Annotated in this window: 30 protein-coding genes and 1 pseudogene; 1 reads left to right on the top strand and 30 read right to left on the bottom strand. The window is 37.0% G+C overall.

From position 1 onward, the window contains the following. Positions 1-98 precede the first annotated feature (98 nt). The 20 genes and pseudogenes from A5866_RS07100 to A5866_RS07195 form a co-directional block, all read right to left on the bottom strand. Positions 99-836: pseudogene (locus tag A5866_RS07100) on the bottom strand (WxL domain-containing protein). Positions 837-901: 65 nt separating this feature from the next. Further along, positions 902-1,423: a hypothetical protein gene (locus tag A5866_RS07105; RefSeq protein WP_254907523.1), complete on the bottom strand. Its 522-nt coding sequence runs from the start codon at positions 1,421-1,423 to the stop codon at positions 902-904. An 81-nt stretch (positions 1,424-1,504) separates the two neighbouring features. Further along, on the bottom strand, positions 1,505-1,648 hold the full coding sequence (locus A5866_RS07110; RefSeq protein ID WP_254907522.1) for a hypothetical protein: 144 nt from the start codon (positions 1,646-1,648) through the stop codon (positions 1,505-1,507). Between the two features lie 41 nt (positions 1,649-1,689). Then, on the bottom strand, positions 1,690-1,908 hold the full coding sequence (locus A5866_RS07115; RefSeq protein WP_254907521.1) for a hypothetical protein: 219 nt from the start codon (positions 1,906-1,908) through the stop codon (positions 1,690-1,692). 52 nt (positions 1,909-1,960) lie between these two features. Further along, complete coding sequence (locus tag A5866_RS07120) at positions 1,961-2,512, bottom strand: hypothetical protein (protein WP_254907520.1); 552 nt, start codon at positions 2,510-2,512, stop codon at positions 1,961-1,963. After that, positions 2,509-3,111 carry a hypothetical protein gene (locus A5866_RS07125; protein WP_254907519.1) on the bottom strand — a complete coding sequence of 201 codons (603 nt, stop codon included), beginning with the start codon at positions 3,109-3,111 and terminating at the stop codon, positions 2,509-2,511. The genes A5866_RS07120 and A5866_RS07125 overlap by 4 nt, the downstream gene beginning before the upstream one ends. Before the next feature lie 597 nt (positions 3,112-3,708). Beyond that, complete coding sequence (locus A5866_RS07130) at positions 3,709-5,184, bottom strand: glycoside hydrolase family 32 protein (protein ID WP_217871533.1); 1,476 nt, start codon at positions 5,182-5,184, stop codon at positions 3,709-3,711. A 10-nt stretch (positions 5,185-5,194) separates the two neighbouring features. Beyond that, positions 5,195-6,043, bottom strand: a complete 849-nt coding sequence (locus A5866_RS07135) for a carbohydrate ABC transporter permease (RefSeq protein WP_086443959.1) — start codon at positions 6,041-6,043, stop codon at positions 5,195-5,197. After that, positions 6,040-6,924, bottom strand: coding sequence for a carbohydrate ABC transporter permease (locus A5866_RS07140; protein ID WP_086443958.1), 885 nt, complete (start codon positions 6,922-6,924; stop codon positions 6,040-6,042). Before A5866_RS07140 ends, A5866_RS07135 begins: the two co-directional genes overlap by 4 nt. 15 nt (positions 6,925-6,939) lie before the next feature. Further along, positions 6,940-8,259, bottom strand: coding sequence for an ABC transporter substrate-binding protein (locus A5866_RS07145; protein ID WP_086443957.1), 1,320 nt, complete (start codon positions 8,257-8,259; stop codon positions 6,940-6,942). 222 nt (positions 8,260-8,481) lie between these two features. Next, positions 8,482-9,459, bottom strand: coding sequence for a LacI family DNA-binding transcriptional regulator (locus A5866_RS07150; RefSeq protein WP_086278677.1), 978 nt, complete (start codon positions 9,457-9,459; stop codon positions 8,482-8,484). Positions 9,460-9,627: 168 nt separating this feature from the next. Next, positions 9,628-10,344, bottom strand: a complete 717-nt coding sequence (locus tag A5866_RS07155; protein WP_086278676.1) for a YebC/PmpR family DNA-binding transcriptional regulator — start codon at positions 10,342-10,344, stop codon at positions 9,628-9,630. Between the two features lie 95 nt (positions 10,345-10,439). Further along, on the bottom strand, positions 10,440-11,609 hold the full coding sequence (locus A5866_RS07160) for a nucleotidyltransferase (RefSeq protein WP_086443956.1): 1,170 nt from the start codon (positions 11,607-11,609) through the stop codon (positions 10,440-10,442). A gap of 126 nt (positions 11,610-11,735) precedes the next feature. Next, the gene (locus tag A5866_RS07165; RefSeq protein WP_086443955.1) at positions 11,736-12,473 is read right to left on the bottom strand and encodes a class I SAM-dependent DNA methyltransferase; all 738 of its coding nucleotides are present in this window, start codon (positions 12,471-12,473) and stop codon (positions 11,736-11,738) included. 1 nt (position 12,474) lies between these two features. Continuing rightward, on the bottom strand, positions 12,475-12,813 hold the full coding sequence (gene rsfS / locus A5866_RS07170; protein ID WP_034701966.1) for a ribosome silencing factor: 339 nt from the start codon (positions 12,811-12,813) through the stop codon (positions 12,475-12,477). Positions 12,814-13,229: 416 nt separating this feature from the next. Next, a complete protein-coding gene (yqeK, locus tag A5866_RS07175; protein WP_086443954.1) occupies positions 13,230-13,832 on the bottom strand; it encodes a bis(5'-nucleosyl)-tetraphosphatase (symmetrical) YqeK in 603 nt (200 codons plus the stop codon). After that, the gene (locus A5866_RS07180; protein ID WP_086278672.1) at positions 13,822-14,466 is read right to left on the bottom strand and encodes a nicotinate-nucleotide adenylyltransferase; all 645 of its coding nucleotides are present in this window, start codon (positions 14,464-14,466) and stop codon (positions 13,822-13,824) included. The genes yqeK and A5866_RS07180 overlap by 11 nt, the downstream gene beginning before the upstream one ends. An 18-nt stretch (positions 14,467-14,484) precedes the next feature. Next, entirely contained in the window at positions 14,485-14,796 is a 312-nt protein-coding gene (gene yhbY / locus A5866_RS07185; RefSeq protein ID WP_086278671.1) for a ribosome assembly RNA-binding protein YhbY, read from the bottom strand. A 31-nt stretch (positions 14,797-14,827) separates the two neighbouring features. Continuing rightward, on the bottom strand, positions 14,828-15,943 hold the full coding sequence (yqeH, locus tag A5866_RS07190; RefSeq protein ID WP_086443953.1) for a ribosome biogenesis GTPase YqeH: 1,116 nt from the start codon (positions 15,941-15,943) through the stop codon (positions 14,828-14,830). Then, entirely contained in the window at positions 15,940-16,467 is a 528-nt protein-coding gene (locus tag A5866_RS07195) for a YqeG family HAD IIIA-type phosphatase (RefSeq protein ID WP_086278669.1), read from the bottom strand. The genes yqeH and A5866_RS07195 overlap by 4 nt, the downstream gene beginning before the upstream one ends. A 225-nt stretch (positions 16,468-16,692) precedes the next feature. On the opposite strand from A5866_RS07195, the gene A5866_RS07200 reads away from it, so the two are divergent. After that, on the top strand, positions 16,693-17,085 hold the full coding sequence (locus A5866_RS07200; protein ID WP_176332532.1) for a VOC family protein: 393 nt from the start codon (positions 16,693-16,695) through the stop codon (positions 17,083-17,085). Positions 17,086-17,561: 476 nt separating this feature from the next. Here A5866_RS07200 and A5866_RS07205 read toward each other — a convergent pair whose 3' ends face one another. From A5866_RS07205 to A5866_RS07250, 10 genes are all read right to left on the bottom strand, one after another. Beyond that, positions 17,562-18,347, bottom strand: coding sequence for an acetyl-CoA carboxylase carboxyl transferase subunit alpha (locus tag A5866_RS07205; RefSeq protein ID WP_086278667.1), 786 nt, complete (start codon positions 18,345-18,347; stop codon positions 17,562-17,564). A 2-nt stretch (positions 18,348-18,349) separates the two neighbouring features. Continuing rightward, positions 18,350-19,216, bottom strand: a complete 867-nt coding sequence (accD, locus tag A5866_RS07210; protein WP_086443951.1) for an acetyl-CoA carboxylase, carboxyltransferase subunit beta — start codon at positions 19,214-19,216, stop codon at positions 18,350-18,352. A 14-nt stretch (positions 19,217-19,230) separates the two neighbouring features. Further along, the gene (locus tag A5866_RS07215) at positions 19,231-20,601 is read right to left on the bottom strand and encodes an acetyl-CoA carboxylase biotin carboxylase subunit (RefSeq protein WP_086443950.1); all 1,371 of its coding nucleotides are present in this window, start codon (positions 20,599-20,601) and stop codon (positions 19,231-19,233) included. A gap of 7 nt (positions 20,602-20,608) precedes the next feature. Beyond that, on the bottom strand, positions 20,609-21,028 hold the full coding sequence (gene fabZ, locus A5866_RS07220) for a 3-hydroxyacyl-ACP dehydratase FabZ (RefSeq protein ID WP_176271463.1): 420 nt from the start codon (positions 21,026-21,028) through the stop codon (positions 20,609-20,611). Between the two features lie 9 nt (positions 21,029-21,037). Then, positions 21,038-21,532: an acetyl-CoA carboxylase biotin carboxyl carrier protein gene (gene accB, locus A5866_RS07225; protein WP_086443949.1), complete on the bottom strand. Its 495-nt coding sequence runs from the start codon at positions 21,530-21,532 to the stop codon at positions 21,038-21,040. 1 nt (position 21,533) lies between these two features. Continuing rightward, positions 21,534-22,769 (bottom strand): beta-ketoacyl-ACP synthase II, encoded by a 1,236-nt coding sequence (fabF, locus tag A5866_RS07230; RefSeq protein WP_086443948.1) that lies wholly within the window; start codon positions 22,767-22,769, stop codon positions 21,534-21,536. A 26-nt stretch (positions 22,770-22,795) separates the two neighbouring features. Beyond that, positions 22,796-23,533, bottom strand: a complete 738-nt coding sequence (fabG, locus tag A5866_RS07235; RefSeq protein WP_086443947.1) for a 3-oxoacyl-[acyl-carrier-protein] reductase — start codon at positions 23,531-23,533, stop codon at positions 22,796-22,798. 3 nt (positions 23,534-23,536) lie between these two features. Then, positions 23,537-24,466, bottom strand: a complete 930-nt coding sequence (gene fabD, locus A5866_RS07240; RefSeq protein ID WP_086443946.1) for an ACP S-malonyltransferase — start codon at positions 24,464-24,466, stop codon at positions 23,537-23,539. A 259-nt stretch (positions 24,467-24,725) separates the two neighbouring features. After that, complete coding sequence (gene fabK, locus A5866_RS07245) at positions 24,726-25,682, bottom strand: enoyl-[acyl-carrier-protein] reductase FabK (protein WP_086278659.1); 957 nt, start codon at positions 25,680-25,682, stop codon at positions 24,726-24,728. A gap of 184 nt (positions 25,683-25,866) precedes the next feature. Further along, positions 25,867-26,091: an acyl carrier protein gene (locus A5866_RS07250; protein ID WP_010760445.1), complete on the bottom strand. Its 225-nt coding sequence runs from the start codon at positions 26,089-26,091 to the stop codon at positions 25,867-25,869.

Below are 26,091 nucleotides of genomic sequence, written 5' to 3' on the forward strand. Positions count from 1 at the left end.
TATGTTTCAGGCTCTTCGTATCCGCTTAAATGTTAGACAGACATTTTTAACTCAATCACAATCGCTTTGTAAAATCAGTTCATTTTTCTATTTCACTTTTATAAATGACTATCGTTCAAGGTCCAAGTAAGTGTTGTTTTGTATTGATCATTCGCAAGTTTTGTAGTGGCATTAGGAACAGTCAATTTAACCCCTTGGGCTGCTCCAGCTCCTGAACCAAATGCAAGTGTCCATGTTCCCATACCGGTCGAAAGTGCCGCAGTAGCAACTGGAGAAGATGACGCCCCTGTTGGATCTAATGCTACAGGTACCGTTAAATAAGCTAACGCAATCAATTCAGTAGAATTTGGTGTTGCCGCTACCATACTCATTTGAGCATTCGTTAATACAGCAGGCGTTGTATCTGCTGTTTGAAACTGACCATTTTGTTTTACAGTCAATTTCCAAACAAGATTTAGGCCTCGTTTATCTGTTACTTAAGCATAGTTTGGAACACTGATCAATGTAGAAAGTGAATTTTGAACTTGATCTAGTTGTGCATAGTAAGTCGCATCAGCCGTTTGGATAACTTCCGTACCAAAGTGAAAATTAGACACATAGTCCAAACTTAATGGTCCACCAATTCCGGGTTGATGAGGATCAGTTGGATTAGGTGTCACAGGAGACGTTGGATCTGTCGGATTAATCGGTGGTGTAATCGTTGTATCTTGAGAAAAACTAATATCTGCATTGGATGTTAGAGAACCCACAGCAACCGCTTCACCAACTGTACCACCAACAAAACCAAATGAAATAAGTACAGCAACCGTAGATAAAGAACCTAGAATCTTTTTCATTTTTACTTCCTTCTTTCTTTTTTTATTTATTTTAACTTCTTATTTTTTAAGAAGCCAAACACAAATTATAAAGGAGCATCGGATAAAATCCACTGAAGTTGGGCTGTATATGATTCATTGACATTGATATTTATACTAGGAGTAAGATTCAAAAAGACCCCATTTTGCTGATTCCAAGAAATGACTACATTGTTATTATTAGGAGAAGTGTATGCGTACGCTTCTGAAGCGATTGCCGTTATCGTAGAATCTTGTCCATTTTTCCGATAGACAAAAGCTTGATTGATCGTTTTATTTGTAGTAGTAGATTTCATTGGCTGGTTTTCCCTAACGTATAGGTGCCACTGACTTTTAGCAACACGGCTATCAGCCACAATCAAAGAAGTGTCTACTATACTTGGACTATACGTTGTTGTTTTGCTTGGAACAGGTATACTCTTAAACGAAATTTGATTTGGGGACTGGACAAATCGTAATGTTCCATCCCCTATCGGAACCGAACTCGCATTGTTTTGCGGTGTGATGGCGATGCCTCCACCATCAGCTCCACCAACAACACTAGAAAAAGGCAACGATTGTCCTGTCATATTCTGGGCAACAACACCAGTATACTGTAGCTTAAAGCTAGTATTTGGCTGAGTGAAATTATTGATAGCCAGAGAATTCTGTTAGTACCAATACTGCATATTCAAATTAGAATCCGTTAAAAGTTGTGTACCTAATACTGGTGTTTGAACCCCTGTGCTTGAGATTCGGGTTAAAGAAACTGGACCTAATTGTGTAATCCCATTTGGAATATAGGCCTTTAACATCTGTTGGCTCAAGTTGCCGGTTGATTAGTCAAGGTCGTTGTCTATGTATAGCGAACCGTTTGTCCAGTCACGGCAGATGGTGCCGCTTCCCAGTTCCCTTGCGCATCCAACCTTTCAATCGTTTGAACAACTGAGATAGCTGGTGCTAAATAGGGAACAGTTTGATTATAGCTTGTACTCGTAACTAAAACTAAACCTGTCCGGTTACTTAAGCCTTGGACAGATAGGCTAACTATTTCACCACCATTAAACATCGGCAAATTAGAAAACTGAAAACTGCCATTTGCATTTAATGGTGTTGTATAGGCTGTCCTAGCGTTTATCTGTAAGGCTAATTGATAAGTACCTGCAGTTGTTTGTACCGCATTGCCTGAGAGTTGGATCGTTTCCTGCTGTTGCAGAAACTGCGGTTACTGGTTGGATTGGCCAACTAACGGCTAATGGAGCTGCAGAGGGACTTTGAATATAATTACTGTTTGTTTTTGATTGTGCATTAACGAGCGCTGAAACACTATCCCCAAATTGCAAAGCAGAGGCTAATGTTGTGCTAAAATTTCCCGAAGCATCAACAGGTATATTACTAACAACTATAGGTGCCGAAGTTCCATCAGAGCGGGTGATCGTCAGTTGAACTGTGTAAGTGTAATTACTATTTTGTACTTGTTGAATTTTACCGCCCACAGCTGTCTGTAGATTTAAAAGCGGACTATTTAAAACAGGTGCTGTCACAATCGGTACGCCTGTTACGACCGACATAGAAGGTAAAGCAATCACACCTGACTTTGAGACATTGTTTAAAACCAAATTGATAATATTTAAACCATCTGTTGAGGAGCCAAATGTTCCTTTGATAGGATAATTCACACCATTACTTGCTGGGGAATCGTAATGCCATTTTGATATAATAGTGCGACGTCAAAACTGAAACTAACTGCCCAGCGACTAAGTCCCAATAAACTTACAACATTAGTAGGAAAAGTTACATACACTGAATTATAAGTACTACTATAAGCTAATGTAAAATTACGTGTCGTATCATGAATATTATAAGAAACACTTCCGACTAATGCAGCAGGAAGAGTCACTGTTCCCGTTAACACTGATAAAAAACTTTGCTGTTTTGCCGTACTCCCGTTAATTTGTTTCGCAATTTCTGGTGGTAATTGCATCACGATCATCGGTTGACCACCTAATGATAAATCTAACGTAGGTGTATATGTATAGGTCATCGTAATGATCGTTTGCCCCGTCGCCCCAGTTGAATATGTTCCACTAAGTGCACCTGATCCAACTTCAACCAATCGTTCTTGAATATCTTGCATTATCTCTGGTTGTTCCTCTGGCATTTCATTTCCAGATTCCTCATTTAATATTTCATCTTCCGCAAAACTTTGGTGCACATCAATTTGTAGTACACTAACCATCAATCCCAATAATAGTAGAAATAACCATTTACGTTTCACTCAGATATCCCCCCTTAACTAATGATCATTCAATAGTGCTAAATAATAAAAAAATATAAATTCAAAATTATTATATGTAAAAAAAACAAATAGTTTATATCCTTATGTTGATTTTATACTGCTGCCAAAATAAAGTGAAATATCTGTAATCGCTTACTTGGTATTCTAAATAAAAATTTTGAAAAAACCGTTTATTCATTGATTTAGCTACAAATGATAACTATTTATCATTTTAATGTCCGTTATTCTCAAAAATTTAATTAAAATGCTAAATATTTGAGAATTTAAAACAAAAATGCTACTATAATCTTGTTCTTAGTTTTTTCATATTGTGTTTCCCTTCATATAGTGTGTGTATGAAGGGTTTATTTTGTTTCAAATAAATTGAAATGCGCCATATAAATATATCAAATAATCCTTAAGTCTCAACTCTATAACTGGTAACTCATCTCTTTGTTACTTTTCCAACAAATTAGAAAAAAGTGCAAGAAAATTATTTAAAATCAAGGTTTATTTATCCTGATAATCCAAATAAATCGTCAAACTAGAAGCCTTTACCGTTGCTATCTTCTAGCAATGGTAAAGGCTTCTTTAATATTATACTTTGATTAATCCATAATTTATTTCAACTTGTTCAAGCATTCCAACTACAGATAAAGTCGCGGGTTCACTTTGCCCTTTTTCATAAAAATTCATTGACATTACAGCAACGCCTTTTGCAAATATTTCTATTGATGATGTATCTCTAAATATCTCTAAAACTAGTCTATTGTCTATTAAAGGAACACTAGCCGTTCGCTTTGTTAATTTGTCTGTTTCAGCACCCGTAATAGAGAAACCAAAGCTATCACGACTAATAGATAGATGTTCAGTAACTGGCTCATAGATTAATTCAATAGCAGAATCATTCGATCTAATAATTTTCATTCTAAGTTTTTTAGTTAGTGTCAGGTTTCCACTAAATTCAATATAGAATTGCTTGGTTCCATTATTTTCTATTACAATAGACGAATTATCTAGTTTTTCTTCTATTATACTTTTTTTATCAGTGATGAATGTATAAATTGTGTTAATAGGTTGTTGGATTAATCGTTGCTTTTCCACATGGAGTTCACGTGGTAAGGTCATCGCACCTGCCCAAAAATGCCCCAAATCATTCGTTGGCATATTTCGTCCCCACATCTGCATCCAAGCAACCATAATCCGCCGTCCCTGCTTATCTATACATGTTTGAGGCGCATAAAAATCCAAACCAAAATCAATTTCATGAAAATTTTCTACATTAAACCGACCTGTTAACCAATCCACTTCACCTATAAAAGCTACAGTAGAGTTGATATTTTCATAAGAATTATCTTTCTTTTCCATTTCAATAGGGGAAATCAATAAAACATCTTTTCCGTCTAGATGAAATAAATCAGGACATTCCCACATGACTCCTTGTTCTTTTTTTCCTTTTAGTAGTATAGAAGTAAACCGCCAATTAAATAAATCATCTGACTGAAATAATAAAATTTGTCCTCGTTGTTCAGCTGTCTTTGAGGCAACTACACTGTAATACATCCCCCGATGTTCGATTATTTTAGGATCACGAAAATCTTCAATTTGCGCAATGCCCTTAATATGTTGATCTGAAATTACAGGATTTCCAGGAATTTTTTCAAAATGAACACCATCTTCTGAAACTGCAATACACTGAACTTCTCTTTTGATACCTTCTCGTTCATAATGACCTGTGTACATCAAATATAGTTTTCCGTCTTTTTCAATTGCACTTCCTGAAAAACATCCATCTAAATCATATTCTTCACTAGGTGCTAGCGCTACAGGGAGATCTTCCCAGTGGATTAAATCTTTTGACTTAGCATGTCCCCAGTGCATTGGCCCCCAAACACTATCATATGGATAATATTGGTAAAACAAATGATATTCACCTTTGTAATAGACAAATCCATTTGGATCATTAATCCAACCTACAGGAGCCATCAAATGATAGCTTTGGCGATAAACGTTATTAATCATTCCTTTATTTTCTTTAATAAATTGATTTGCTCGTTCTATTTTTTCTCTCATCATATCTCTCCTATTTGATTCCTGTTCCAGAACCGCCCAATCCTTGAAGGATATATTTTTGAGCGACAATATAAATAATGATTAAAGGAATCGTTGAAATTGTTAAAACTGCCATGACTTGATTAATATAAACAGGTTGTGTCGTGTTAATCGTTGTAATAGCGACTTGCATGGAAAACTTACTTTTATCTGTCAATACCATTAATGGCCAAATATAATCATTCCAGCTCCCAATAAAAGATAAAACCCCAACGGTCGCTACTGCTGGTTTAGACATCGGCAACATGATTGAAAAAAATATTTTAACAATATTTGCACCATCTATTTTAGCTGATTCGATGATTTCTTCTGGTATAGCTATAAAAAAATTTCTAAATAAATAGATATTAAATGCACTAGCCATCGCTGGTAAAATCACTGCAATACGACTATTAACTAATCCTAATGCATTTACAATTGTAAACTGAGGAATCAATACAGTCTCCATTGGAATGATCAAAAGTGCTAACAAGAATCCGAAAATTATTTTTTTTCCTGTAAAATTGATTTTAGCAAAAGCAAAACCTGCTAATGAATTAACAATAATAGATCCTGCTGCAAAAGTGATGCCGTAAAAAATACTATTTAGCAAATACGTCCAAATACTGAATCGTTCAATGACTTCTTGATAGGTTTTAAACCAGTTTGTAGGATTTAGACTAGGTAAAAAAGCTTTAAAAGAAGAAAGGTTTGTATAAACTTCTGCGTTTGATTTCATAGCAGAAACGATCATCCAAAGCATTGGAAAAATAAACATTGCCGCTAAAATAAATAATAGAACATATTCAAAAAACATCAGTGGTCCCATCTTTTTTTTCATTTGTCTTTATCCTCCTTAATTAACCTTCTTTGACCGATCGTAATCAAACCAATCATGGTTGTAAAAATCAACGCTATTGAACTAGAGTAACCTACCATTCGGTCGGTGAAGCCTGTCTGATAAATATAATAGACCATCGTCATGGTAGAATTCATTGGTCCACCTTGGGTCATAACCATTGGTTGAACGATCAGCTTAAAGGCTGAGATAAGCGTTGTTAATAAGACAAAGATAGCTGTTGGCTTTAATAAAGGCAGTGTAATATAACAAAATTGTTGAAATTTTGTGAAGCCATCCATTTCGGCGGCTTCATAGACATCTTGTGGGATATTCTGCATACCGCCTAAAAATAGTAACATTTGATAACCAGCTCCTTGCCAAGCAGAGACAAAAACGATCGTGTACATCGCCTGTTTAGGACTTGTTAAAAAGGGTTGAGCAGAAATTCCTATTTTCATTAATAATGAATTGATTAGCCCTTCATTTGGATTTAATAAATACAGCCATAAGATAGAGATAACTACCAAAGACATGACAACTGGGGCAAAAAATGCTACTTTAAACAATAAATTCCCTTTTCTTTTTTTATTGATGATCAAGGCCATTCCTAATGCTGCTCCCAATTGGACTGGAATGATCCAAACAACAAACTTAGCCGTATTAACCATACTCTTGATAAAAATGGGATCGTTAAATAATTGTTTAAAGTTGTCTACCCCAATGAATTGACGATTGTCTGGCGTCAGTAAATAATAGTCTGTAAACGCATAGTAGACAACCATTCCTACTGGAATCAAAAGAAAAATCGTCAATAAAATAAGAGCTGGTGCTAAAAAACTATACCCTACTAAATTTTCTTTAACTGTCGGTTTCCGATTCATCTTGTTTCCTCCTTTTTACTTCAACATCCTGTCAATGACTTGCTGCATTTCTTCCGCATGCACATCTACTATTTTTTGTACATCAGGATTTTCTTTGTAATAACTCGCATCTTGAATTGATTGCTGAAATGCCCGAGAAACTTGTGGATAGGCTACTACAACGGGTCGCGCATGACCTGATTTTTGGTTTTGTTCCATTAGAAAACGCATTTCCTCAGACACATCGTTTTTGATCAATTCGATCGTTGACTTTCTAATAGGTAAAACGCTATTGCCTAAACTCATAATTTTACTTGACTCTGTATTGGTGACATATTTTATAAATGTAGCTGATGCTTCTTTTTCATTTGTTTTGGAAGACATTGCTACTTGCCAACTACCTGTTGGTGAAACTAATTTTTTCGTTTTATCTGATACAGGATAGGGTAATATGCCATATTCCAGATCTTTGTAATTTTCATTTAAATCAGCAATCGTCCATGAGCCACTTAGAAGCATTGGATATTTTCCTGTTTCAAACCCTTTTTCAATTGGAGTATTCGTTGTATATCCTTTTTTCACTAAATCTTGAATAAATTGAAGTGCTTCTGCACTTTTTGGATCATTAAAATAGCCTAATGCTTTTGTTCCAGCTTGATTTACAACGTCTCCTCCATTTGACCAGATAAACGGTGTGTAAGCATACGTCAGCATTTCGTCTTTAGACGCTAATTGAATATTGATTGCTGGTAACTTATATTCATCCACTAATTTTTGACAAACCACTTTAAACTCATTCCAAGTCCAAGGCTTATCCAATGTTGGTAATGCATCCTCCTTGATACCAGCCTTTTTAAATAATTGTCTGTTGTAATAAATACCAACACTAGATTCAGAAAAACCAAAAGCGTAGAATTTCTTATTATAAGTTCCTTGTTGAATGATACTATCAAGTACATCCTCCATATTTGCATCCTCTAAATAATCATCTAATGGTTCAATTACATCAGCATTGGCATATGCTGCAGTATTTGGGCCATCAAGTGTGAGAACATCAGGCAAACTATTCGTTGTGATTGCAGCATTCACCTTATCTTCATAGCCACCACCACTACCGCTTCTTGGAATATATTCAGTAATCGCTTTATATTTACCTTGATATTCTTTATTAAAATTATCGACAATTTTCTGCCAAGCTTTCCCTTCAGGTGTTTCATCTGAGAATTGAACCCAAATTTTTATGTCCCCTTTATTGTTAATTTGCTTGTTTGATTTTTCGGAAACGTTTCCACATCCAGAAAAAATAAATAAAACGACGCTGACTACTGCTAGTATCTTATAAAAATCTTTCCTCATTCATCTAATCCTCCAAATCTGAAACGTTTCCATTTTAATCGGAAAGCAAATTTTGGAAACGTTTCATTAATTAATAAAAAAAGAATATCATTGAAACCGTTTTCTGTCAACTAGATTTTAACTAGTCATTCGACTTTTAATTCTACGAAAAAAACAACAGTGTCTAGAATGAACAACAAAGTTCCATCCTAAACACCTAAAAATACTTATAAAAAAATTCGATTATCGCAGTTCAATCGTTGTATTATTCGAAACAAAATTCACAGGCAAAATAATTCTCTTTGGAACTTCTATTCCTTTTATTTTATTCAAAATAGCATCAACTGCTGTAGCTGCCATCAATGGAACAGATTGAGCGATTGTTGAAAGTGTATATTTTCTTTCATGAGCCATTCTCACCCCATCAAATCCTATTAACTGAAAATCTTGAGGGGCTGTTTTACCGATTGTTTTTAATGTTTCCAAAACAGTTAATCCCATAAAATCATTTACTGTAAAAATACCGTCAATCGTATCATTTTCCTTGATAAATCGTAAAATTTGATTGTGTAAATCCGTAATTGGTTCTGGCATATCCAGTATTTTAAACGGCACTTTTTTGTCTCTGCAATATGATAAAAAACCTTCCCGCCGATTAACGGTTTCATTTGGAAATGGCGAGAAACCACCTATGTAAGCTACCGTCTTACACCCTCGCATGACTAATTCTTTTGCGGCTAATGTTCCCCCGCCAAAATTGTCTGATGTCACGTAAGTCACGTCTTCTGAAAAATGTCGATCTATACTTACAAACGGCAAATTAGACGAAACATACTTATCGACGTCTGAATACGTAATTCCTATAATGCCATCAACCTTGTTTTGCTTAACCATTTGAATATATTCATACTCTTTCTCTGGATCACCATCTGCATTGCACAAATAAAGTTTGTACCCTTGTTTACTTAGTTCTTCTTCAATATAGTAGGCAAGCTCTGAGAAAAAAGGATGCCAAATTGTTGGAAGAATTAATGCTAACGTATTACTACGATTTGTTTTTAAAGCCCTGGCATATTCATCAGGTTCGTAAGATAATTCATCGATAGCAGCTTCAACTTTTTTTCTAGTTATTTCTTTTACTTTTACTCCATTTATGACTCTAGAAACAGTTCCAACTCCCACTCCAGCTAATGCGGCAACATCTTTCATCGTTGCTTTCATCCTATCCCTGCTTTCTTAATACTGATTAGAATTGTAACATACAATTTCAAAAATAGGGAAACGATTCCAAAAAATATGAGCGAATGTCTCGTTTATACAAAATAAGCTATAACCTTATAGCAATCTCAAAATCAGATTGCTATAAGGTTATAGCTCGAGATTCTCAAACTAATCTAAATCAACATTATGATACACCTTTTGAACATCATCAAGCTCTTCTAAAACATCAATCATATGTTCAAATTTTTCTAAGTCTTCTCCCGCTAATTCTACATCGTTTTGAGCAATCATTTCTAATTCAGCCACTGAAAATTCTTCAACGCCTTTTTCTCTTAATGCTTCTTGAACAGCATGTAGATCTTCTGGTTCTGTATAGACAATGATTTGACCATCTTCTTCAGTCACATCACGAACGTCAATATCTTTTTCCATCAAGTACTCAAGAATTTCATCTGCATCATCACCTGCAAAACCAATCACACCTGTATGATCGAACATATAAGCAACAGCTCCGCTGACACCCATATTTCCGCCGTTTTTCCCAAATGCTGCACGAACATCTGACGCTGTACGATTGACATTGTTGGTCAATGCATCAACGATAACCATTGAGCCATTTGGTCCAAATCCTTCATAACGTAATTCAGAATATTGTTCATCGCCAGATCCTTTTGCTTTTTCGATCGCTCGGTCAATGATATGTTTTGGTACATTATATGTTTTTGCGCGCTCGATAACAAACCGTAACTTTTGATTTGCTTGAGGGTCAGGATCACCCGATTTCGCTGCTACGTAAATTTCAATTCCGAATTTTGCATAAACTCGGCTGTTATTTGCGTCTTTGGCAGCTTTTTTCTCTTTAATATTTGCCCACTTACGACCCATATTCTCACTTCGCTTTCAATTAGTATTATATTTCTGATTATAGTGCCCTTATCATTATACTTGCCAAATGGACTTTTGTTAAGTGTTTTTTGCTTTTAAGTGACACCGATTGGAAAACGACCAAAGCTCTGCTCTAAAATACGATCGTTCCCTAACTGATATAGTTGATTACTGCGAATATCTAAAGCTAATTGAGTAGTCAAATTCTTAGAGATTTTAGTGATAAAAGGCAAACTTAGATTTTTTTTCTTTTCTTTTAAAAAATGTTGCCCTTGCTCTGTAAAACCTAGCACATGTATGTAACTATTTTGTCTGACACTCTCTATTTCACATTGTTTCACATTGACTAAAATATAGGTCGCCAATCGTTGCAAACGTGTCCATGTGTAGCGTTTGGTCTTAGCTCGCTCCATAAACTGCTGAAAAGAATCAGATACTTTTGCAGCTTCTTGCAAACGATACTCGATGCCTTCTTTCATCTGATAAATCTCTCGGAGTTCTAGCAGAGAACTGCTAAGTATTTTATATTTTAATAATGGCCAATACTCTTCCCAGGAAACTGTCGGTGAACTATTTAAATCGATCGCCACTTGTGTTGGTAACACTCGCTTGATCTGATCTAATTCGTCTGAAAAAATAGCTTTTCTAATGGCTGTAGCACTCGCAAAATGTTGATATATTTTAGTATCGTGATAACCAGCTGCCTCCCGTTTTAAAGGGTATAACGTCATTGGCTTTTCATACGTTGCATTCTCTTTGGCATAACTTAAACCTAAAATATGATTGGGAGACGAAAAATCGAATACATCATTTGGATAAAATTTGCGAAAAACCTCTGTCATTTGCTGTGGATAACTCATGCCATTATTTTTGATTTCTTGGTAGGCTTGATTGATTTCCCTTTGATGACTGTGTACAAAATTTCCAAAGAGCTCATAATCCAGCTCTGATTGATTATCCGTACCAAAGCACAAAGCATCACACTGCAAGGCTTGCAATAGCTTTACTCCACCTGCTGCAAAATAATCAGCTGACTGTACAGCATATGCGAATGGTAATTCAATCACTAAATCCACGCCATGATTGAGCGCTTCTTTGGCACGTGTCCATTTATCAATAATTGCCGGTTCGCCTCGCTGTAGAAAATTCCCACTCATCACAGCAATCACAATATCTGCATCACTCAGTTTCCGGGCCATGTCAGCATGATACTGATGTCCATTATGGAAAGGATTATATTCAACAATAATGCCACAACTTCTCATCTTTTTGCTCCTTCTTCCGGCTCTTTTCTAATAGAATTCTATCATAACATGTTTAGTTTATTACGAAAACAAAAGAAAAATGAGCGGCAGCAACTTTTAAAAGTTTTGTACCACTCATCTATTGGATTATTTTTTACAAACGAAAAACCAGCGTCTGCTTTCTTCAGTCGGAGCAACATCCGCGAAATCAGCATAAACCTCAACATTCATAAAACCAGCACTTTCCAGCATCATTAAATAATTTTCCATTGTATAGGTTCTTTCTTGATGCAGTTCATCCTGCCGAATAAACAGTTCATCATTCCCATGCTCTTTTACAAAGAACGTTAGAAAATGTTCGATACTATGTTCTTTTTCACCAGGATAACTATCCCATAAAAAGGCAAATTCTTCTGTTTGATAATGATAACTGTACTCTGGAAAAACTTTATCAACTTGATAAATCGAATGAACATCAAAAATAAAGACACCGTCATTCTCTAAAGCTTGATATACATCATCAAATACTTGTTGGACTTCTTGACGGTTTGCCATATAACATAATGAATCAGAAAAACAAGTGATTGCATGATATTGGCCCATTTCAGATAAATCCATCATATTTCCTTGGACAAACTGAACATGAACGTCTTCTTCTGCAGCTCGTTTACTAGCCATCATCAGCATTTCTTCGGATAAATCCAAAGCCGTGACTGTAAAACCTGCTTTGGCAAAATTTACAGCTAATGCGCCAGTCCCACAGGCCATTTCTAAAACATCCATTTTTCCATCTGGTAAATGACGTTTTGAAAATTCCAGCCATTCATTATAGAGGCTATCATCCATTACCTCGTCATAAACAAAAGCAAATGTTTCATAAGCCATATTATTCGACCCAAGCGTGAAGGTCGACCATTGGTGCGTCTGACCAAAGTTTTTCTAAGTTATAAAACCCGCGTTCTGCTGATTGGAAGACATGAACGATAATATCGCCTAAATCAATCAAGACCCATTTACCGCCATCTTTTCCTTCAATTCGTTTTACTTCAACCTGTGCTTCTTCTTCTTTTTCAATAATTTCTTCCACGATGGCATTGATTTGACGTTCACTTGTTGCTTGGCAAATCATAAAGTAATCTGCTAAAAGTGAAATCTCATGTACATCTAACGCGACAATTTCCTCTGCTCTTTTTGAATCAGCTGCTTTTACAGCGATTTCTAAAATCTGTTGACTATCTATGATGGTTTCCTCCTAATTTTAAAGCGGAACAAATCGGTTAATCCTGTAGAAATTAGGAGATTGGCATTGAAACGTTCTTTGTTTCACTGACAATTTGTCTATTTTCCTAAGGATTGATTTGTGCAGCTAAATAATGTAAAAGCGGAGCGGGCTCGTTTAGCTCTGACAGAAAAATAGGAAAAATTGACTGTGACGTTTTTTGTCACATTCAATTTTTATCTTTTTTCCGAAGGGCTAGCCCGCGCAGCTAGATAATGCATGGTAATAACGTTCCGCTTTGCTGAACGAGTTCAATCAGCTTTTCCTTGATCCAGCTTTACAATGCAGCTCTTGAGGAAATTAGATAATCTTCACATGGAATAAAAACCATTCCACGTTTAGATTCCTAAATTTCTAAAGAGCTAAACGCTTTGCTCAGCTTTTCCTACTACCCAATAATTATATGTTTCAATCGTCTTTGGATAGATTTTTTGTTCTTGTTCGATAAGGTGAAGTAATGTATGTTTTGTTTCATATGCAACAGCTTCATCCAAGTCAACTAAAGCCAATTCACGTGCTTCTTTCACACCGGGAAAGTTACGACCTGGTTCGATATAATCTGCTACATATATAATTTTATCTAACAAACTCATTTTAGCAGCACCAGTGGTATGTAAGCGAATTGCTTCTATAATTTCTTCATCCTTGATGCCTAGTTCTCTTTGGACCATACTTGCACCAACGAGTCCGTGCCAAATGGCATTGCCATAATTTAACAGCTCCTGATCATAACCATCTCGCTGAATAATCATTTCAAATTCTTCATTCGGACGTTCTTTAGCGTAGTCGTGCGTTAAGGCCGCAATACTTGCTTTTTCTTCTGAGGCACCATACTTAGCCGCTAAAGCTACAGCAGTCTCTTCTACACCTAAAACATGTTGAAAACGGCGTTCACTCATATGCATCTGAACTTCTTGCATCAATTCTTCTCGTTTGAACGATGTGTATTTACCGCTAAAATCCATCTACATACAGCTCCTTTTCTTCTATATAGTGTATCACACTATCAGGTAGTAAGTAGCGTATAGAACAACCATTTTTGATTTTTTCCCGAATAAGAGTTGAACTAATATCCATTTGAGGTACATCCACCCACATAATTGGATAAGGTGTGATCGTTCCGTAATGAGGACGGCGGATACCGACAAAATTAGTTAATGTCAATAACTCATCGATCTTATACCACTTTGGTAAATATTCTACCATGTCCCCACCAATGATAAAATAGTAATCTGTATCTGGATTGTTTTGTGTTAAAGCTTTCATCGTGTCGTATGTGTAACTTTTTCCTTTACGGAACAACTCGATCGGCTCAACTGCTAAATTATGATTATCCGCAATTGCAAGCTCGAGCATTGCTAATCGGTGTTGACTATCGATCGTCTTTTTTTCATCTACATGAGGTGGTAAATAAGTAGGCATCAAATAGACTTTATCAAGCCCAAGTTGTTGCTGTACTTGGTCGGCCATCACTAAATGAGCCAAATGAACTGGATTAAAATTTCCACCTAATATTCCTACCTGTTTACGCTTTTGAAAAAGCTCTGCTTCTTCCACAATTACTTCTGCTTTTAATACTGCATTCGTATTTGTCCCCATTTTTCTTACCTCCAAGTTTTAAATTGCTTTAACTTCTTTAGAGATCTTTTGATATTTTTCGTTAGATGATGGTTTGAATAATACTAGTACACGACCAATGATTTGAACGATATCACAATGAATATCCGCTTTTAATGCCACTGCCACATCTTCAGCGATCTCATCAGTATTTTGTAGTAAAGTGACTTTGATCAATTCACGTTTTTCTAACGCTTCATTGATTTGTACCACCATCGCAGAGTTTAAGCCGCCTTTACCAATTTGAAAAATCGGTTGTAAATGGTGAGCTTGGCTGCGTAAAAAACGCTTTTGTTTTCCTCTTAAATCCACTAATTTTCCTTCTCTCTATTCTCGCTTATGATTAAATCAAGGCTTTTCTTCTTAAAACGTCGACGCCTTTTGGTGCCCAACCAGCAACCACACATGGTTCTGTGACCGTAATCCAGCCTAGTCCGGCAAAAACAATATCTGTTTTTTCTTTGATAGAAAATTCAAACCGAACCAACTCAGGAAATTCTGCCACTTCATCAGGGCGTGGCGGTCGTAACAAACCGCCAACATGTTTCTCATAAAAAGCATCAGCTGTCACTAATTTAGTTCGGTGAATTGCTAAATCATTTGATACGTAGGCAATAAATGAACTACGCTCTCCTTGAATAAAATCAAACCGAGCCAACCCACCTAAAAATAATGTTTGCTCAGGATTTAGTTGGTACACCTTAGGTTTGATCTCTTTTTGCGGTGCAATGATTTTTAAGTCTTTTTTGCCAAGATAATGCGCCATTTGATGGCGATGAATGATTCCAGGTGTATCGATCAAGAAATGCCCATCATCTAATGGAATCTCAATTTTATCCAATGTCGTTCCCGGAAATTGCGATGTTGTAATGACATCTTGTACTCCAGCTGTCTGTTTGATGATTTGATTGATCAGCGTTGATTTACCAACATTCGTTACCCCGACCACATAAACATCTTTACCATCACGATATTTTTCGATCGTCTTAAGTAAGTGCTCCATTTCCTGCGTTTTTTTAGCGCTTGTCAATAATACATCAACTGGGCGTAAGCCTTCTTCATGAGCACGTTCTCTCATCCATTGAATCATCTTAGGTTTCTTTAATGATTTAGGTAAAATATCGACTTTATTTCCTACCATCAAAACAGGATTATCGCCAATAAAACGATGTAGTCCTGGAATCAACGATCCGTTAAAATCAAAAATATCCACTACATTGACGATCAATGCATCCTCTTTTCCTAATTCATTTAGCAAACGTAAAAAATCATCGTCTGTTAATTGAACATCTTGAATATCATTGTAATGTCTTAAACGAAAACAACGTTGGCAATAAACTTCCCCTGTTTCCATCCCTTTTTCAAATGCAGCTTTTGGCGTATAGCCTAATTCATTCGGGTGTTCCGTTTGAATGACTGCACCACAGCCGATACAGTGAATTGCTTCCATATCACTCATTCTAGTCCGCCTTTCCATATCATATCTGGATGTTTCTTCGCTAAATGTTTCATGATTTTCCGTTCAAAAAATCGATTAATTTTCGTATTCCAACCATCCGTATCAACAATCGGACGAACTAAAATATTTCTGATCCCAGCAGCATTTGCACCACGAATATCAGTCATGATTTGATCACCGACCATTACTAATTCTTCTGGCTTTAAATTTAGTTTCTTTTCAGCTTCTCTGAAACCTCTAGTTGACGGTTTTAACGCTCTAGATACATATTCTAAATCAAATTTTTCAACTGCTCGTTTAATACGGCTAGATTTATTATTTGATACAACGATAACTGGAATTCCAGCATTTTTCATTTCGAGGATCCATGATAGTAGTTCTTCAGTCCCGTCTGGATTATCCCACGCAATCAAGGTATTGTCTAAATCAGTCAATACTGCCTTGATCCCTAAATTTTTTAATTGGCTCGGTGTGATTTTATAAATCGCATCTACCATCCAAGTTGGTTTAAATTTTGAAAACATAGTAACTCCTCTCATCTCCACCATAAACTATTTCATAGTGAAAGGAGTACTAAGCTAGCACTCCTCCAATTTGTATTATACTGCATTTTTGCGAAAAATTCTATAAATGCTCACCATAAGTTTTCATAAGATTCGATGACAATCGTATGACAGTTCAAACATTGATTTGTTACTTTCTTGATTTCTATGATAAGCTTTTTGTAAATAAATGAAATGAGGAAAAAAATGGCCGTTACAATCAAAAAAGCATCAATCAATCTTTCTGTCCCTGATACAGAAGCAGCAATGACACTTTATGAAAAAATATTCGGTGCAAAGAATATTGAATTGGTGCTTGCGGAAGAAGGGAACTCTGCTCGCTTCAGCATTGGTGAAAGTTTGTTTGCTTTAGCCGATGAACAACCAGAAAACGGTGGGAAATCACCTTTGGCATTGCATGGGGTACCACTTTGTATCCAGTTGATTTGTGATAATGTTGAAGAGCTTGTTGAAAAAACATTGGCTGCTGGCTGTACTTTAGACATGCCAATCACTATTGTGCCAAATAAATTTAAAGTGGCAAATATTAAAGATCCATTTGGTTTTATCTGGTCGATTTCAGAAGTCTATACTCATTGAAAACTGCACAAAAAAGGGCGTGGGACAAAAGTAAAAAACACTTTTGTCTCACACCCTAAATACGGATAAACGGCGGGAGCAAACGGTCCTCCATGCTTCGAGGATCGGAGTGAAACGAGAACCGTAGATGCAGAAGCAATCCCTACACTACACTTCGTTTCAATCTCATTAACTTCTACGCATGGAACATGCTAGAGTTAAAGGACTACACTTCGCTTCGATCACATCAAATTCTAAGTGCTAAAGCACTAAGATTTGAAGGCTTCGGAAATAAGCCGAAATTGCTGTAAAACACAACGAGGAACGAGTTGATGTTGCACAATACCTACCCGGTCACAAAAATTTGGAGAGCACCAAGTAGGTACCAATCATCATCAGTTCGTAAACTCACTGTGATTCTTGGCAATTTTCATGAATTCCTTCTTATTTCTCCGGATTAAACGCTTCTGTCCCAGCCTCTTTTTTATATCTTCAAATCAATATTTACGAAAACGCTGATAGCGATTTTCCAACAGCACATCCGTTTCTAATTGAGAAAGTTCAGTAAACTTACTAATAAGTGCTTTTTGAATCATTCGATTGATTTTGGGTTGTTCTAATACTTCACCGTTCATTTCTTCTGGGATCACTCGATCAATGATCGTTAATTCTTTTAATTCTGTGGCTGTGATCTTCATTAACTCAGCTGCTTCTTTAGCTCGACTTCCATCTTTCCAAAGAATTGAAGCAAATCCTTCTGGAGAGAGCACTGCGTAGATCGTGTGTTCTAACATCCAAACTTCATCAGCCACCGCGAGTGCTAATGCACCGCCACTGCCACCTTCACCGATAATAATTGCAATGATCGGCACACTTAAATCAGACATTTCTATTAGATTTCTAGCAATTGCCTCACCTTCACCACGCTCTTCTGCTTCAATCCCACAATAAGCGCCTGCTGTATTGATAAACGTAACCACTGGTCGGCCGAATTTTTCAGCTTGTTTCATTAAACGTAAGGCTTTACGATATCCCTCAGGATGGGGTGCGCCAAAATTCCGTTCAATATTTTCCGGTAAATTGCGACCTTTTTGAATTCCAACGACCGTCACCGGCTTGTCTTCTAACGTTGCAACACCACCGACAACAGCCAAGTCATCGCCAAAGTAACGATCACCATGGAATTCTATGAAATCATCAAAGACTGCCGCAATATATTCTAATGACGTATAGCGATCTTGCGCTCTAGCTAGGGTGACAATATCATTGGCTGTTTTTTCCATCGCTATTTCCACCCTTTCATCGTATGAACTTTTATTAGTTTACTAAGTGTTTCCTGCAATTGATTTCTAGGAACAATCTTATCAACAAATCCATGATCTAATAAAAACTCGGCTTTTTGAAAATCATCTGGTAATTCTTGACGAATGGTTTGTTCGATCACGCGTCGTCCAGCAAAACCAATCAAACTTTGCGGTTCAGCTAAAATAACATCACCATCCATAGCAAAACTAGCCGTAACACCACCGGTTGTTGGATCAGTCAGTACTGTGATATAAAATAAGCCCAAATTGCTATGACGTTTTAGCGCACCTGAGATTTTTGCCATCTGCATCAGAGAAAAAATCCCCTCTTGCATTCTTGCTCCACCTGATGCGGTAAAAATAATTACAGGTAAGCGTTGTTCAGTTGCACGTTCAAACAAACGGGTAATTTTTTCGCCTACGACTGTCCCCATACTACCCATGATAAAATTAGCATCCATTACCCCAATCCCGATTTCTTGACCATCGATTTTAGCTTTACCAGTTAAAACAGCTTCATGAAGTTCTGTTTTTTCCTGCATTATCGCGATTTTATCTAAATAACCTGGAAAGGTCAACGGATCTTTTGTAATTAAGTCTGTGTCCCATTCTTCAAAACTTTTTTCGTCGACTGTCAAGGCAAGTCGTTCCCACGCACCGATTCTAAAACTATAACCACAATAAGGACAGACTTTTTCTGCCCCCATATCTTTTGTATAGAGCGTACGTTTGCAACAAGGACATTTAGCCCACATATTATCTGGAACTGTAGGTTTGTTTACAGCAGATTGGTCGCCCGCGCGATTCGGATTGATTCGAATGTAGTTTTTCTTTTTAAATAAAGCCATACACCTGCTCCTTTTTAATTATCGCTTTCTGGTTCCCAATTTGGTAAAAATGTTTCTTGTAAAAAGCTTGTATCGTAATCACCAGCTAGTACGTTTTTATGAGTGATCAAATCTAACTGAAATTCTGCATTTGTGATAATTCCATCTGTCACAATCTCATGTAACGCCCGTTGCATCTTCATCAAAGCATCCATGCGATCTTCCCCATGAACGATCACCTTAGCGATCATTGAATCATAAAAAGGCGGAATCGTATAGCCAGAATACATGGCACTGTCTACTCTTAAGCCCATACCGCCACTTGGAAGTAGCAAGTTTTTGATTTTCCCTGGAGAAGGAGCAAAGTTAAATGCTGGGTTTTCCGCATTGATTCGACATTCAATCGCATGCCCCGTAATCGTAATATCTTCTTGGATATAAGGTAACTCTTCCCCAGAAGCAATTTTTAATTGGGCTTTAACAAGATCGATCCCTGTAACCATTTCTGTCACAGGATGCTCAACTTGAATTCGAGTATTCATTTCCATAAAATAAAATTCACCAGATTTATCCATCAAAAATTCGATTGTTCCAGCATTCTCATATTGAACAGCTTTGGCTGCTCGAACAGCTGTTTCACCTAATAATTGACGTTTTTCAGGTGAAATTGCAATTGATGGTGATTCTTCTAACACTTTTTGATTATTTCTTTGTAAAGAACAATCACGTTCGCCCAAATGAATCACATGACCATATTGATCGCCTAAAATCTGCACTTCAATATGTCGTGCTGGGTAAATAATTTTTTCCAGATACATATCGTCATTACCAAAAGCAGCTTTAGCTTCTTGTTGTGCTGAGGTAAAATGCTGTGGTAATTCTTCTTTGCTCAACACTTTACGGATCCCTTTACCGCCGCCGCCAGCGGCAGCCTTTAGCATAACGGGATAACCGATGTCCGCTGCAATCGTCAAAGCTTCTTCAACCGAATTGATTACACCCGTGCTTCCAGGAATAACTGGCACATTCGCTTTTTGCATCAATTCTCGGGCATTGATTTTATTTCCCATCGCATCGATCGTTGCAGCTTTTGGGCCAATAAAAGTAATATTACACTCTTCGCACATTGCTGCGAACTGACTATTTTCTGATAAAAATCCAAAACCTGGATGAATTGCTTCAGCATTTGTTACAATCGCCGCGCTTAATACGCTTTGAACATTTAAATAAGAATCAGCAGCTTTCGCTGGTCCAATACAGATTGCTTCATCTGCAAGCTGTGTGTGCAGTGCTTCTTTATCTGCTTCGGAATAAACTGCTACAGTTTGCACTCCTAATTCACGACATGCTCGAATGATTCGAACAGCAATTTCTCCTCTATTTGCAATTAAAACTTTTGAAAACATAGCTCACCTATCCAATCATAAAGGTCAATTCTGCTTCCGCTACTTTTTTCCCATTCACAGTTGCAGTTCCTTTGCCGATGCCGGCTATTGATTTTACTTTCATAATTTCTACTTCTAACATCAAAGTATCACCTGGAACAACTTTTTGTCTAAATTTGGCTTTATCGATCCCACCAAAGTAGGCTGTCTTGCCTTTAAAATCCGGCATCGCTAATAATGCTACAGCACCTGCTTGGGCTAGTGCTTCCAAAATCAAAACGCCTGGCATCACAGGTTCTCCCGGAAAGTGACCTTGAAAAAAAGGTTCATTAATTGTAACATTTTTCTTTGCAATAACTTTTTCTCCAACAACGATTTCTTCAACTGTATCCAACAATAAGAAAGGATAACGATGTGGAATGACTTCTTTGATTTCTTGAATAGTCATTTTCATAGCTTACACTCCTTTTGATACACGGAACAATGGTTGATTAAATTCAACAACATCTTCATTTTGTATCAATACTTCAGTAATTACACCATCGACCGATGCAGTGATTTCATTCATAAGTTTCATTGCCTCAACGATACAAACAACATCACCTTTTTTCACCGAGTCACCAACTTGCTTGAAATTTTCTTTATCTGGTGCAGGTTTTAAATAGACAACGCCAACGATTGGAGAAATGATTTCTTCTGTGTTTTCTGGTTTCGTTTCTGATGTTATTGTTTCATTTATTGGTTCTTTTACTTCGACAGTTTGGCTAGTAACTTCTACTGTCCCTTGACTGGTTACATTGTTATCCGCAACTTGTTTTACTTCACCAGGTGTTTTTTGTGTTACTTTATTTTTATTCATATAAAGGCCAAAAGAACCTTCTTTAAGATCAAATTCTGTTAGTGTCGATTGGTCAAACTGTGTTAATAATTCTTTGACTTCATTGATATTCATCTTAATCCTCCCAACGTTTTAAACAAAGTACTGCATTATGACCACCAAAGCCAAAAGAATTTGTCAATGCGTAGTCAAAGTCATGTTTTTGACTTTCATTTGTCACAATATTTATTTCGATAGCTTCATCAAGGTTCTCTATATTGATCGTTGGTGGAATAAATTGATGTTGTAATGCATTCAATGTTGCGATAGCTTCGATTCCCCCAGTTGCTCCCAATGCATGTCCAGTCATACTTTTCGTACTGCTGACACGAACATTTTTAGCAGCTTCACCCAATGCAGTTTGGATTGCTTTGGTTTCTGCCACATCATTTGAAGGCGTACTAGTTCCGTGAGCATTAATATAACCTACTTTAGCTGGCTCAATCGCTGCTTCGTCGATTGCCAATTTCATGGCTTTAGCCGCGCCACTACCATCCGGTCTTGGTGAAGTCATATGATACGCATCACAGTTTGTACCATAACCAATGATTTCACCTAAAATTTTAGCCCCTCTATTTTGTGCATGTTCTAAAGATTCAAGAACTAAAATCCCAGCGCCTTCACCCATTACAAACCCACTACGATCTTTATCAAAAGGAATCGATCCTCTATTTGGATTTTCTTCGGATGTCACAGCTGTTAAAGACGCAAAACCAGCGATCCCAATTTCAGTTATCGATGCTTCTGTTCCCCCAGCTAACAAAACATCTGAATAGCCATGTTTGATATTTCTAAACGCTTCACCAATCGAATTATTCGCCGTAGCACATGCAGTGACCGTCGCTGTACAAATCCCTCTAGCTCCTACACGTAAAGCTATATTGCCAGCTGCCATGTTCCCGATTGACATCGGTATAAATAAAGGAGCGACTCTTTTAGGACCTTTTTCACGCATTCGGATCACTTGGTCTTGAATCGTTTGAAGTCCTCCAATTCCAGACCCCACCATAACACCAAAACGATCCACATCGATTTGATCAGTATCTAGCTTACTCATCTCCAACGCTTCTAACGCTGCATAGATACCAAAAAGAGAAAATAAATCCATTCTTTTGGCATCTTTTTTAGCAAAATATTTATCGAATGGAAAATCTTTCACTTCAGCTGCTAACGTAATACCTGTTTCATCGGCATCGAATTTTGTAATCGGTCCAATTCCGTTTTTCCCTGTTTGTAAACTTTCTAAAAAGGTTTCAGCATCATTCCCAATTGGAGATGCTACACCATAACCTGTGATCACTACGCGATTCATTCAATCGCTCCTTTCAAACTTATTCATTAGCCATTCATGACTAAGCCACCGTCTACATTTAAAACTTGTCCTGTTATATAAGGACTTTTCGCTAAAAAGATAGCTGCATTTGCAACATCTTCTACGTGTCCAAATGATTGCAATGGAATTTGTTGACTCATCTGTTCTTTTACTTTATCGGATAAAACTTCTGTCATTTCAGTTTCAATAAAGCCTGGTGCAATAGCATTACAGGTAATACCGCGTGCCGCAACTTCTCTTGCCACCGACTTAGTTAAGCCAATCACTCCTGCCTTACTTGCAGCATAATTGGCTTGACCAATATTCCCCATCAGCCCTACAACACTCGACATATTGATGATACTTCCACTACGTTGTTTCATCATTTTCTTAACCGTATGTTGTGTCATATTAAAGGTTCCCGTTAAATTGATTTGAATGCAACGTGTAAAATCTTCTTCTGACATTCTCAATAGTAATTTATCATTAGTGATTCCTGCATTATTAATTAAAACATCGATTGATCCTAACCCATCAACGACTGTTTGGATCATCGCTCCTGCTGCTTCAAAATCTGCAATATCACCAGAAACACCGATGCATTTAACTCCTAAAGACTCTACCTCTGCAATAAGCTCCGCACTGATTTCGCTACGCCCATTCAAGGCAATATTAGCTCCTTCTTGTGCAAAGGCAAAAGCAACAGCTTTTCCGATTCCACGTGTACTTCCAGTTACAAAAACATTTTTCCCTCTTAAATCCATTCGTTACCTCCTGTCCAACAAAGCTTGAGCATCAGATAACGTTTTTTCATCTTCAACACGAGCCGTTTGGATTTCTTTATCGATCTTCTTAATAAAACCAGTCAACGTTTTTCCTGGTCCCACTTCTATAATGACATCAACATTCATTTTTTTAATCGTTTCAATACTGTCAGCAAAACGAACAGCAGACATAATTTGTTTTTCTAATAATCCTTTGATCTCTGCTTGCTCCATTATTTGTGCTGTAGTATTACTAATTACAGGAATCGTCATTTCTGCAAAATTTATTTTTTCTAATTCCTTAGCTAATTGTTCTGATGCTGATTTCAGCAAGGCAGTGTGAAAAGGACCACTGACTTTTAATGGAACCATGCGTTTAACACCAGCTTCTGTCAATAACTCCACTGCTTTATCAACGGCAGGTATTTCTCCACCGATCACGATTTGTTGTGGTGTATTATAGTTAGCTGGTGATACAATGCCAAGATCACTAGCTTTTTGACAACACTCTTCGATCAATGAACGATCCGCATTCATCACTGCAACCATTTTCCCTGTTCCAGAGGGTGCTGCTTCTGCCATATATTTTCCTCTCTTGGCAACTAATTGAACAGCTTCTTTAAATGAGATCGCGCCACTGGCAACGAGTGCGCTATATTCACCAAGACTAAGTCCAGCTACTACATCTGGCTGATATCCTCTCGCTTGTAACAGGCGATAAAAAGCAATACTTACTGTTAGAATTGCTGGTTGTGTATACATAGTTTCATTTAATCGATCATTTTCAGAAAAGCAAAGCTCTACCATATCGTAACCTAAAGCTTCACTTGCTTCTTTAAATGTTTCTTGAACAATTTCTTCTTGATCAAATAATTCCTGGCCCATTCCAATATATTGAGCCCCTTGTCCACTAAATACAAAAGCTGTTTTCATTACTTTACTCCTTTACATTAAAAGCGTAGCAGGCTCGTTTAGCCTTGAATGAAAAATAGGGAAACATGATTGAGGTGCTTTTTACCTCATTCAAGTTTTATCTTTTTTCCGAAAGGCTAGCCTGCGAAGCTAGATACATTAAAAGCTGAATGGGCTCACTCAGCTCTGACTGAAAATAGGAAAAATTAACTGTGATGTTCTTTGTCACAATTAATTTTTATCTTTTTTGTCAATACTAATAATCCACAAATAGATCCAGTTAGATCCATTGGCCACATCTTGCCGCCATCACTTCTTTTGTTTCAATAATATATGATTCAATAATTTCTTTTGCTGTTTCTTCTTTTTTTATAAGTCCTGCAATTTGACCAGCCATGATTGATCCGTGATGTATATCCCCTTCAACAACAGCTTTACGTAAGGCACCTTGACCTAATTTATCAAATTTTACAAGATCAGGTTCATCTTTTCTTAATTCTATCTTTTCTAAACGATCGTATTCATTAGTCAATTTATTTTTGATTGTCCGCACTGGGTGTCCAAAATGCTGACATGTTACAGTCGTATCGACATCTCTCGCTTTGATGATTCTAGCCTTATAATTTTCGTGTACAGTACATTCTTTTGCAACTAGAAAACGTGTGCCAACTTGGACTGCGTCTGCACCTAACATCAATGCCGCAGCCATACCTCGTCCGTCCCCAATGCCTCCTGCCGCTATCACTGGAATGGTCAGTGCATCTACAACTTGTGGTACCAGACTCATCGTTGTCAATTTACCAATATGTCCTCCAGCTTCCATTCCTTCAACAACCACTGCATCTGCGCCTATTTTTTCCATACGAGCACCAAGCGCAACCGAAGGAATTACTGGAATTACTTTAATATTATGTTCTTTAAAACGAGCCATATACTTGCTTGGATTACCTGCTCCTGTTGTAACGACTGGCACCCGTTCTTCACAAACTAAATCTACAATGTCTTGTGCAAATGGTGAAAGCAGCATAATATTGACCGCAAAAGGCTTATTTGTTATTTCTTTGATTTTTTTGATTTCAGCTTGAACAACTTCTTTTGGTGCGTTACCACCTGCAATAATTCCAAGCCCACCAGCCTCAGAAACGGCTCCAGCTAGAGAAGCATCTGCAATCCAAGCCATTCCTCCTTGGAAAATTGGGTATTGGATTCCAATTAGCTCACATATCTTTGACTGCATATATTACATCCTTTAAATTATAGAATAATTAATCAAAAAAGAGCTGGAACAAAACCCTATAAGTTTAGTACCAGCCTTTTGAATTCCAACGAGCGGTGTGAATAATGCAAGGTCTTTAGCAATTGTTGAGAATCGCACCGAGCCTTGCTCATCCAACTTCTATTTTACCTAATCGCCTTAAATGTTATGCTTTTTGTTTTTCTACGTATGTTACTAAATCTTGAACAGTAGTAATACCATCTTCTGATTCGATCTTGATATCAAAAGCATCTTCGATTTCATTGATGATTTGGAATAAATCTAAACTGTCTGCATCTAATTCTTCTTGAATGTTTGTTGTTAATTTTACTTCCTCAGGTTCTTTACCTAATTCTTCTACAATAATTGCTTGAATTTTTTCGAATACCAT

The organism is Enterococcus sp. 12C11_DIV0727 (genome assembly GCF_002148425.2).
Taxonomy (GTDB): domain Bacteria; phylum Bacillota; class Bacilli; order Lactobacillales; family Enterococcaceae; genus Enterococcus_L; species Enterococcus_L lemimoniae.

What these genes read in the sequence shown, in the direction of transcription:
- A5866_RS07105 (WP_254907523.1), bottom strand. Translation starts at nt 1,423, where the DNA reads ATGACAGGACAATCGTTGCCTTTTTCTAGTGTTGTTGGTGGAGCTGAT.
- A5866_RS07110 (WP_254907522.1), bottom strand. Translation starts at nt 1,648, where the DNA reads ATGTTAAAGGCCTATATTCCAAATGGGATTACACAATTAGGTCCAGTT.
- A5866_RS07130 (WP_217871533.1), bottom strand. Translation starts at nt 5,184, where the DNA reads ATGAGAGAAAAAATAGAACGAGCAAATCAATTTATTAAAGAAAATAAA.
- A5866_RS07135 (WP_086443959.1), bottom strand. Translation starts at nt 6,043, where the DNA reads ATGAAAAAAAAGATGGGACCACTGATGTTTTTTGAATATGTTCTATTA.
- A5866_RS07140 (WP_086443958.1), bottom strand. Translation starts at nt 6,924, where the DNA reads ATGAATCGGAAACCGACAGTTAAAGAAAATTTAGTAGGGTATAGTTTT.
- A5866_RS07145 (WP_086443957.1), bottom strand. Translation starts at nt 8,259, where the DNA reads ATGAGGAAAGATTTTTATAAGATACTAGCAGTAGTCAGCGTCGTTTTA.
- A5866_RS07150 (WP_086278677.1), bottom strand. Translation starts at nt 9,459, where the DNA reads ATGAAAGCAACGATGAAAGATGTTGCCGCATTAGCTGGAGTGGGAGTT.
- A5866_RS07155 (WP_086278676.1), bottom strand. Translation starts at nt 10,344, where the DNA reads ATGGGTCGTAAGTGGGCAAATATTAAAGAGAAAAAAGCTGCCAAAGAC.
- A5866_RS07160 (WP_086443956.1), bottom strand. Translation starts at nt 11,609, where the DNA reads ATGAGAAGTTGTGGCATTATTGTTGAATATAATCCTTTCCATAATGGA.
- A5866_RS07165 (WP_086443955.1), bottom strand. Translation starts at nt 12,473, where the DNA reads ATGGCTTATGAAACATTTGCTTTTGTTTATGACGAGGTAATGGATGAT.
- yqeK (WP_086443954.1), bottom strand. Translation starts at nt 13,832, where the DNA reads ATGGATTTTAGCGGTAAATACACATCGTTCAAACGAGAAGAATTGATG.
- A5866_RS07180 (WP_086278672.1), bottom strand. Translation starts at nt 14,466, where the DNA reads ATGGGGACAAATACGAATGCAGTATTAAAAGCAGAAGTAATTGTGGAA.
- yqeH (WP_086443953.1), bottom strand. Translation starts at nt 15,943, where the DNA reads ATGAGTGATATGGAAGCAATTCACTGTATCGGCTGTGGTGCAGTCATT.
- A5866_RS07195 (WP_086278669.1), bottom strand. Translation starts at nt 16,467, where the DNA reads ATGTTTTCAAAATTTAAACCAACTTGGATGGTAGATGCGATTTATAAA.
- A5866_RS07200 (WP_176332532.1), top strand. Translation starts at nt 16,693, where the DNA reads ATGGCCGTTACAATCAAAAAAGCATCAATCAATCTTTCTGTCCCTGAT.
- A5866_RS07205 (WP_086278667.1), bottom strand. Translation starts at nt 18,347, where the DNA reads ATGGAAAAAACAGCCAATGATATTGTCACCCTAGCTAGAGCGCAAGAT.
- accD (WP_086443951.1), bottom strand. Translation starts at nt 19,216, where the DNA reads ATGGCTTTATTTAAAAAGAAAAACTACATTCGAATCAATCCGAATCGC.
- A5866_RS07215 (WP_086443950.1), bottom strand. Translation starts at nt 20,601, where the DNA reads ATGTTTTCAAAAGTTTTAATTGCAAATAGAGGAGAAATTGCTGTTCGA.
- fabZ (WP_176271463.1), bottom strand. Translation starts at nt 21,028, where the DNA reads ATGACTATTCAAGAAATCAAAGAAGTCATTCCACATCGTTATCCTTTC.
- accB (WP_086443949.1), bottom strand. Translation starts at nt 21,532, where the DNA reads ATGAATATCAATGAAGTCAAAGAATTATTAACACAGTTTGACCAATCG.
- fabF (WP_086443948.1), bottom strand. Translation starts at nt 22,769, where the DNA reads ATGAATCGCGTAGTGATCACAGGTTATGGTGTAGCATCTCCAATTGGG.
- fabG (WP_086443947.1), bottom strand. Translation starts at nt 23,533, where the DNA reads ATGGATTTAAGAGGGAAAAATGTTTTTGTAACTGGAAGTACACGTGGA.
- fabD (WP_086443946.1), bottom strand. Translation starts at nt 24,466, where the DNA reads ATGAAAACAGCTTTTGTATTTAGTGGACAAGGGGCTCAATATATTGGA.
- fabK (WP_086278659.1), bottom strand. Translation starts at nt 25,682, where the DNA reads ATGCAGTCAAAGATATGTGAGCTAATTGGAATCCAATACCCAATTTTC.
- A5866_RS07250 (WP_010760445.1), bottom strand. Translation starts at nt 26,091, where the DNA reads ATGGTATTCGAAAAAATTCAAGCAATTATTGTAGAAGAATTAGGTAAA.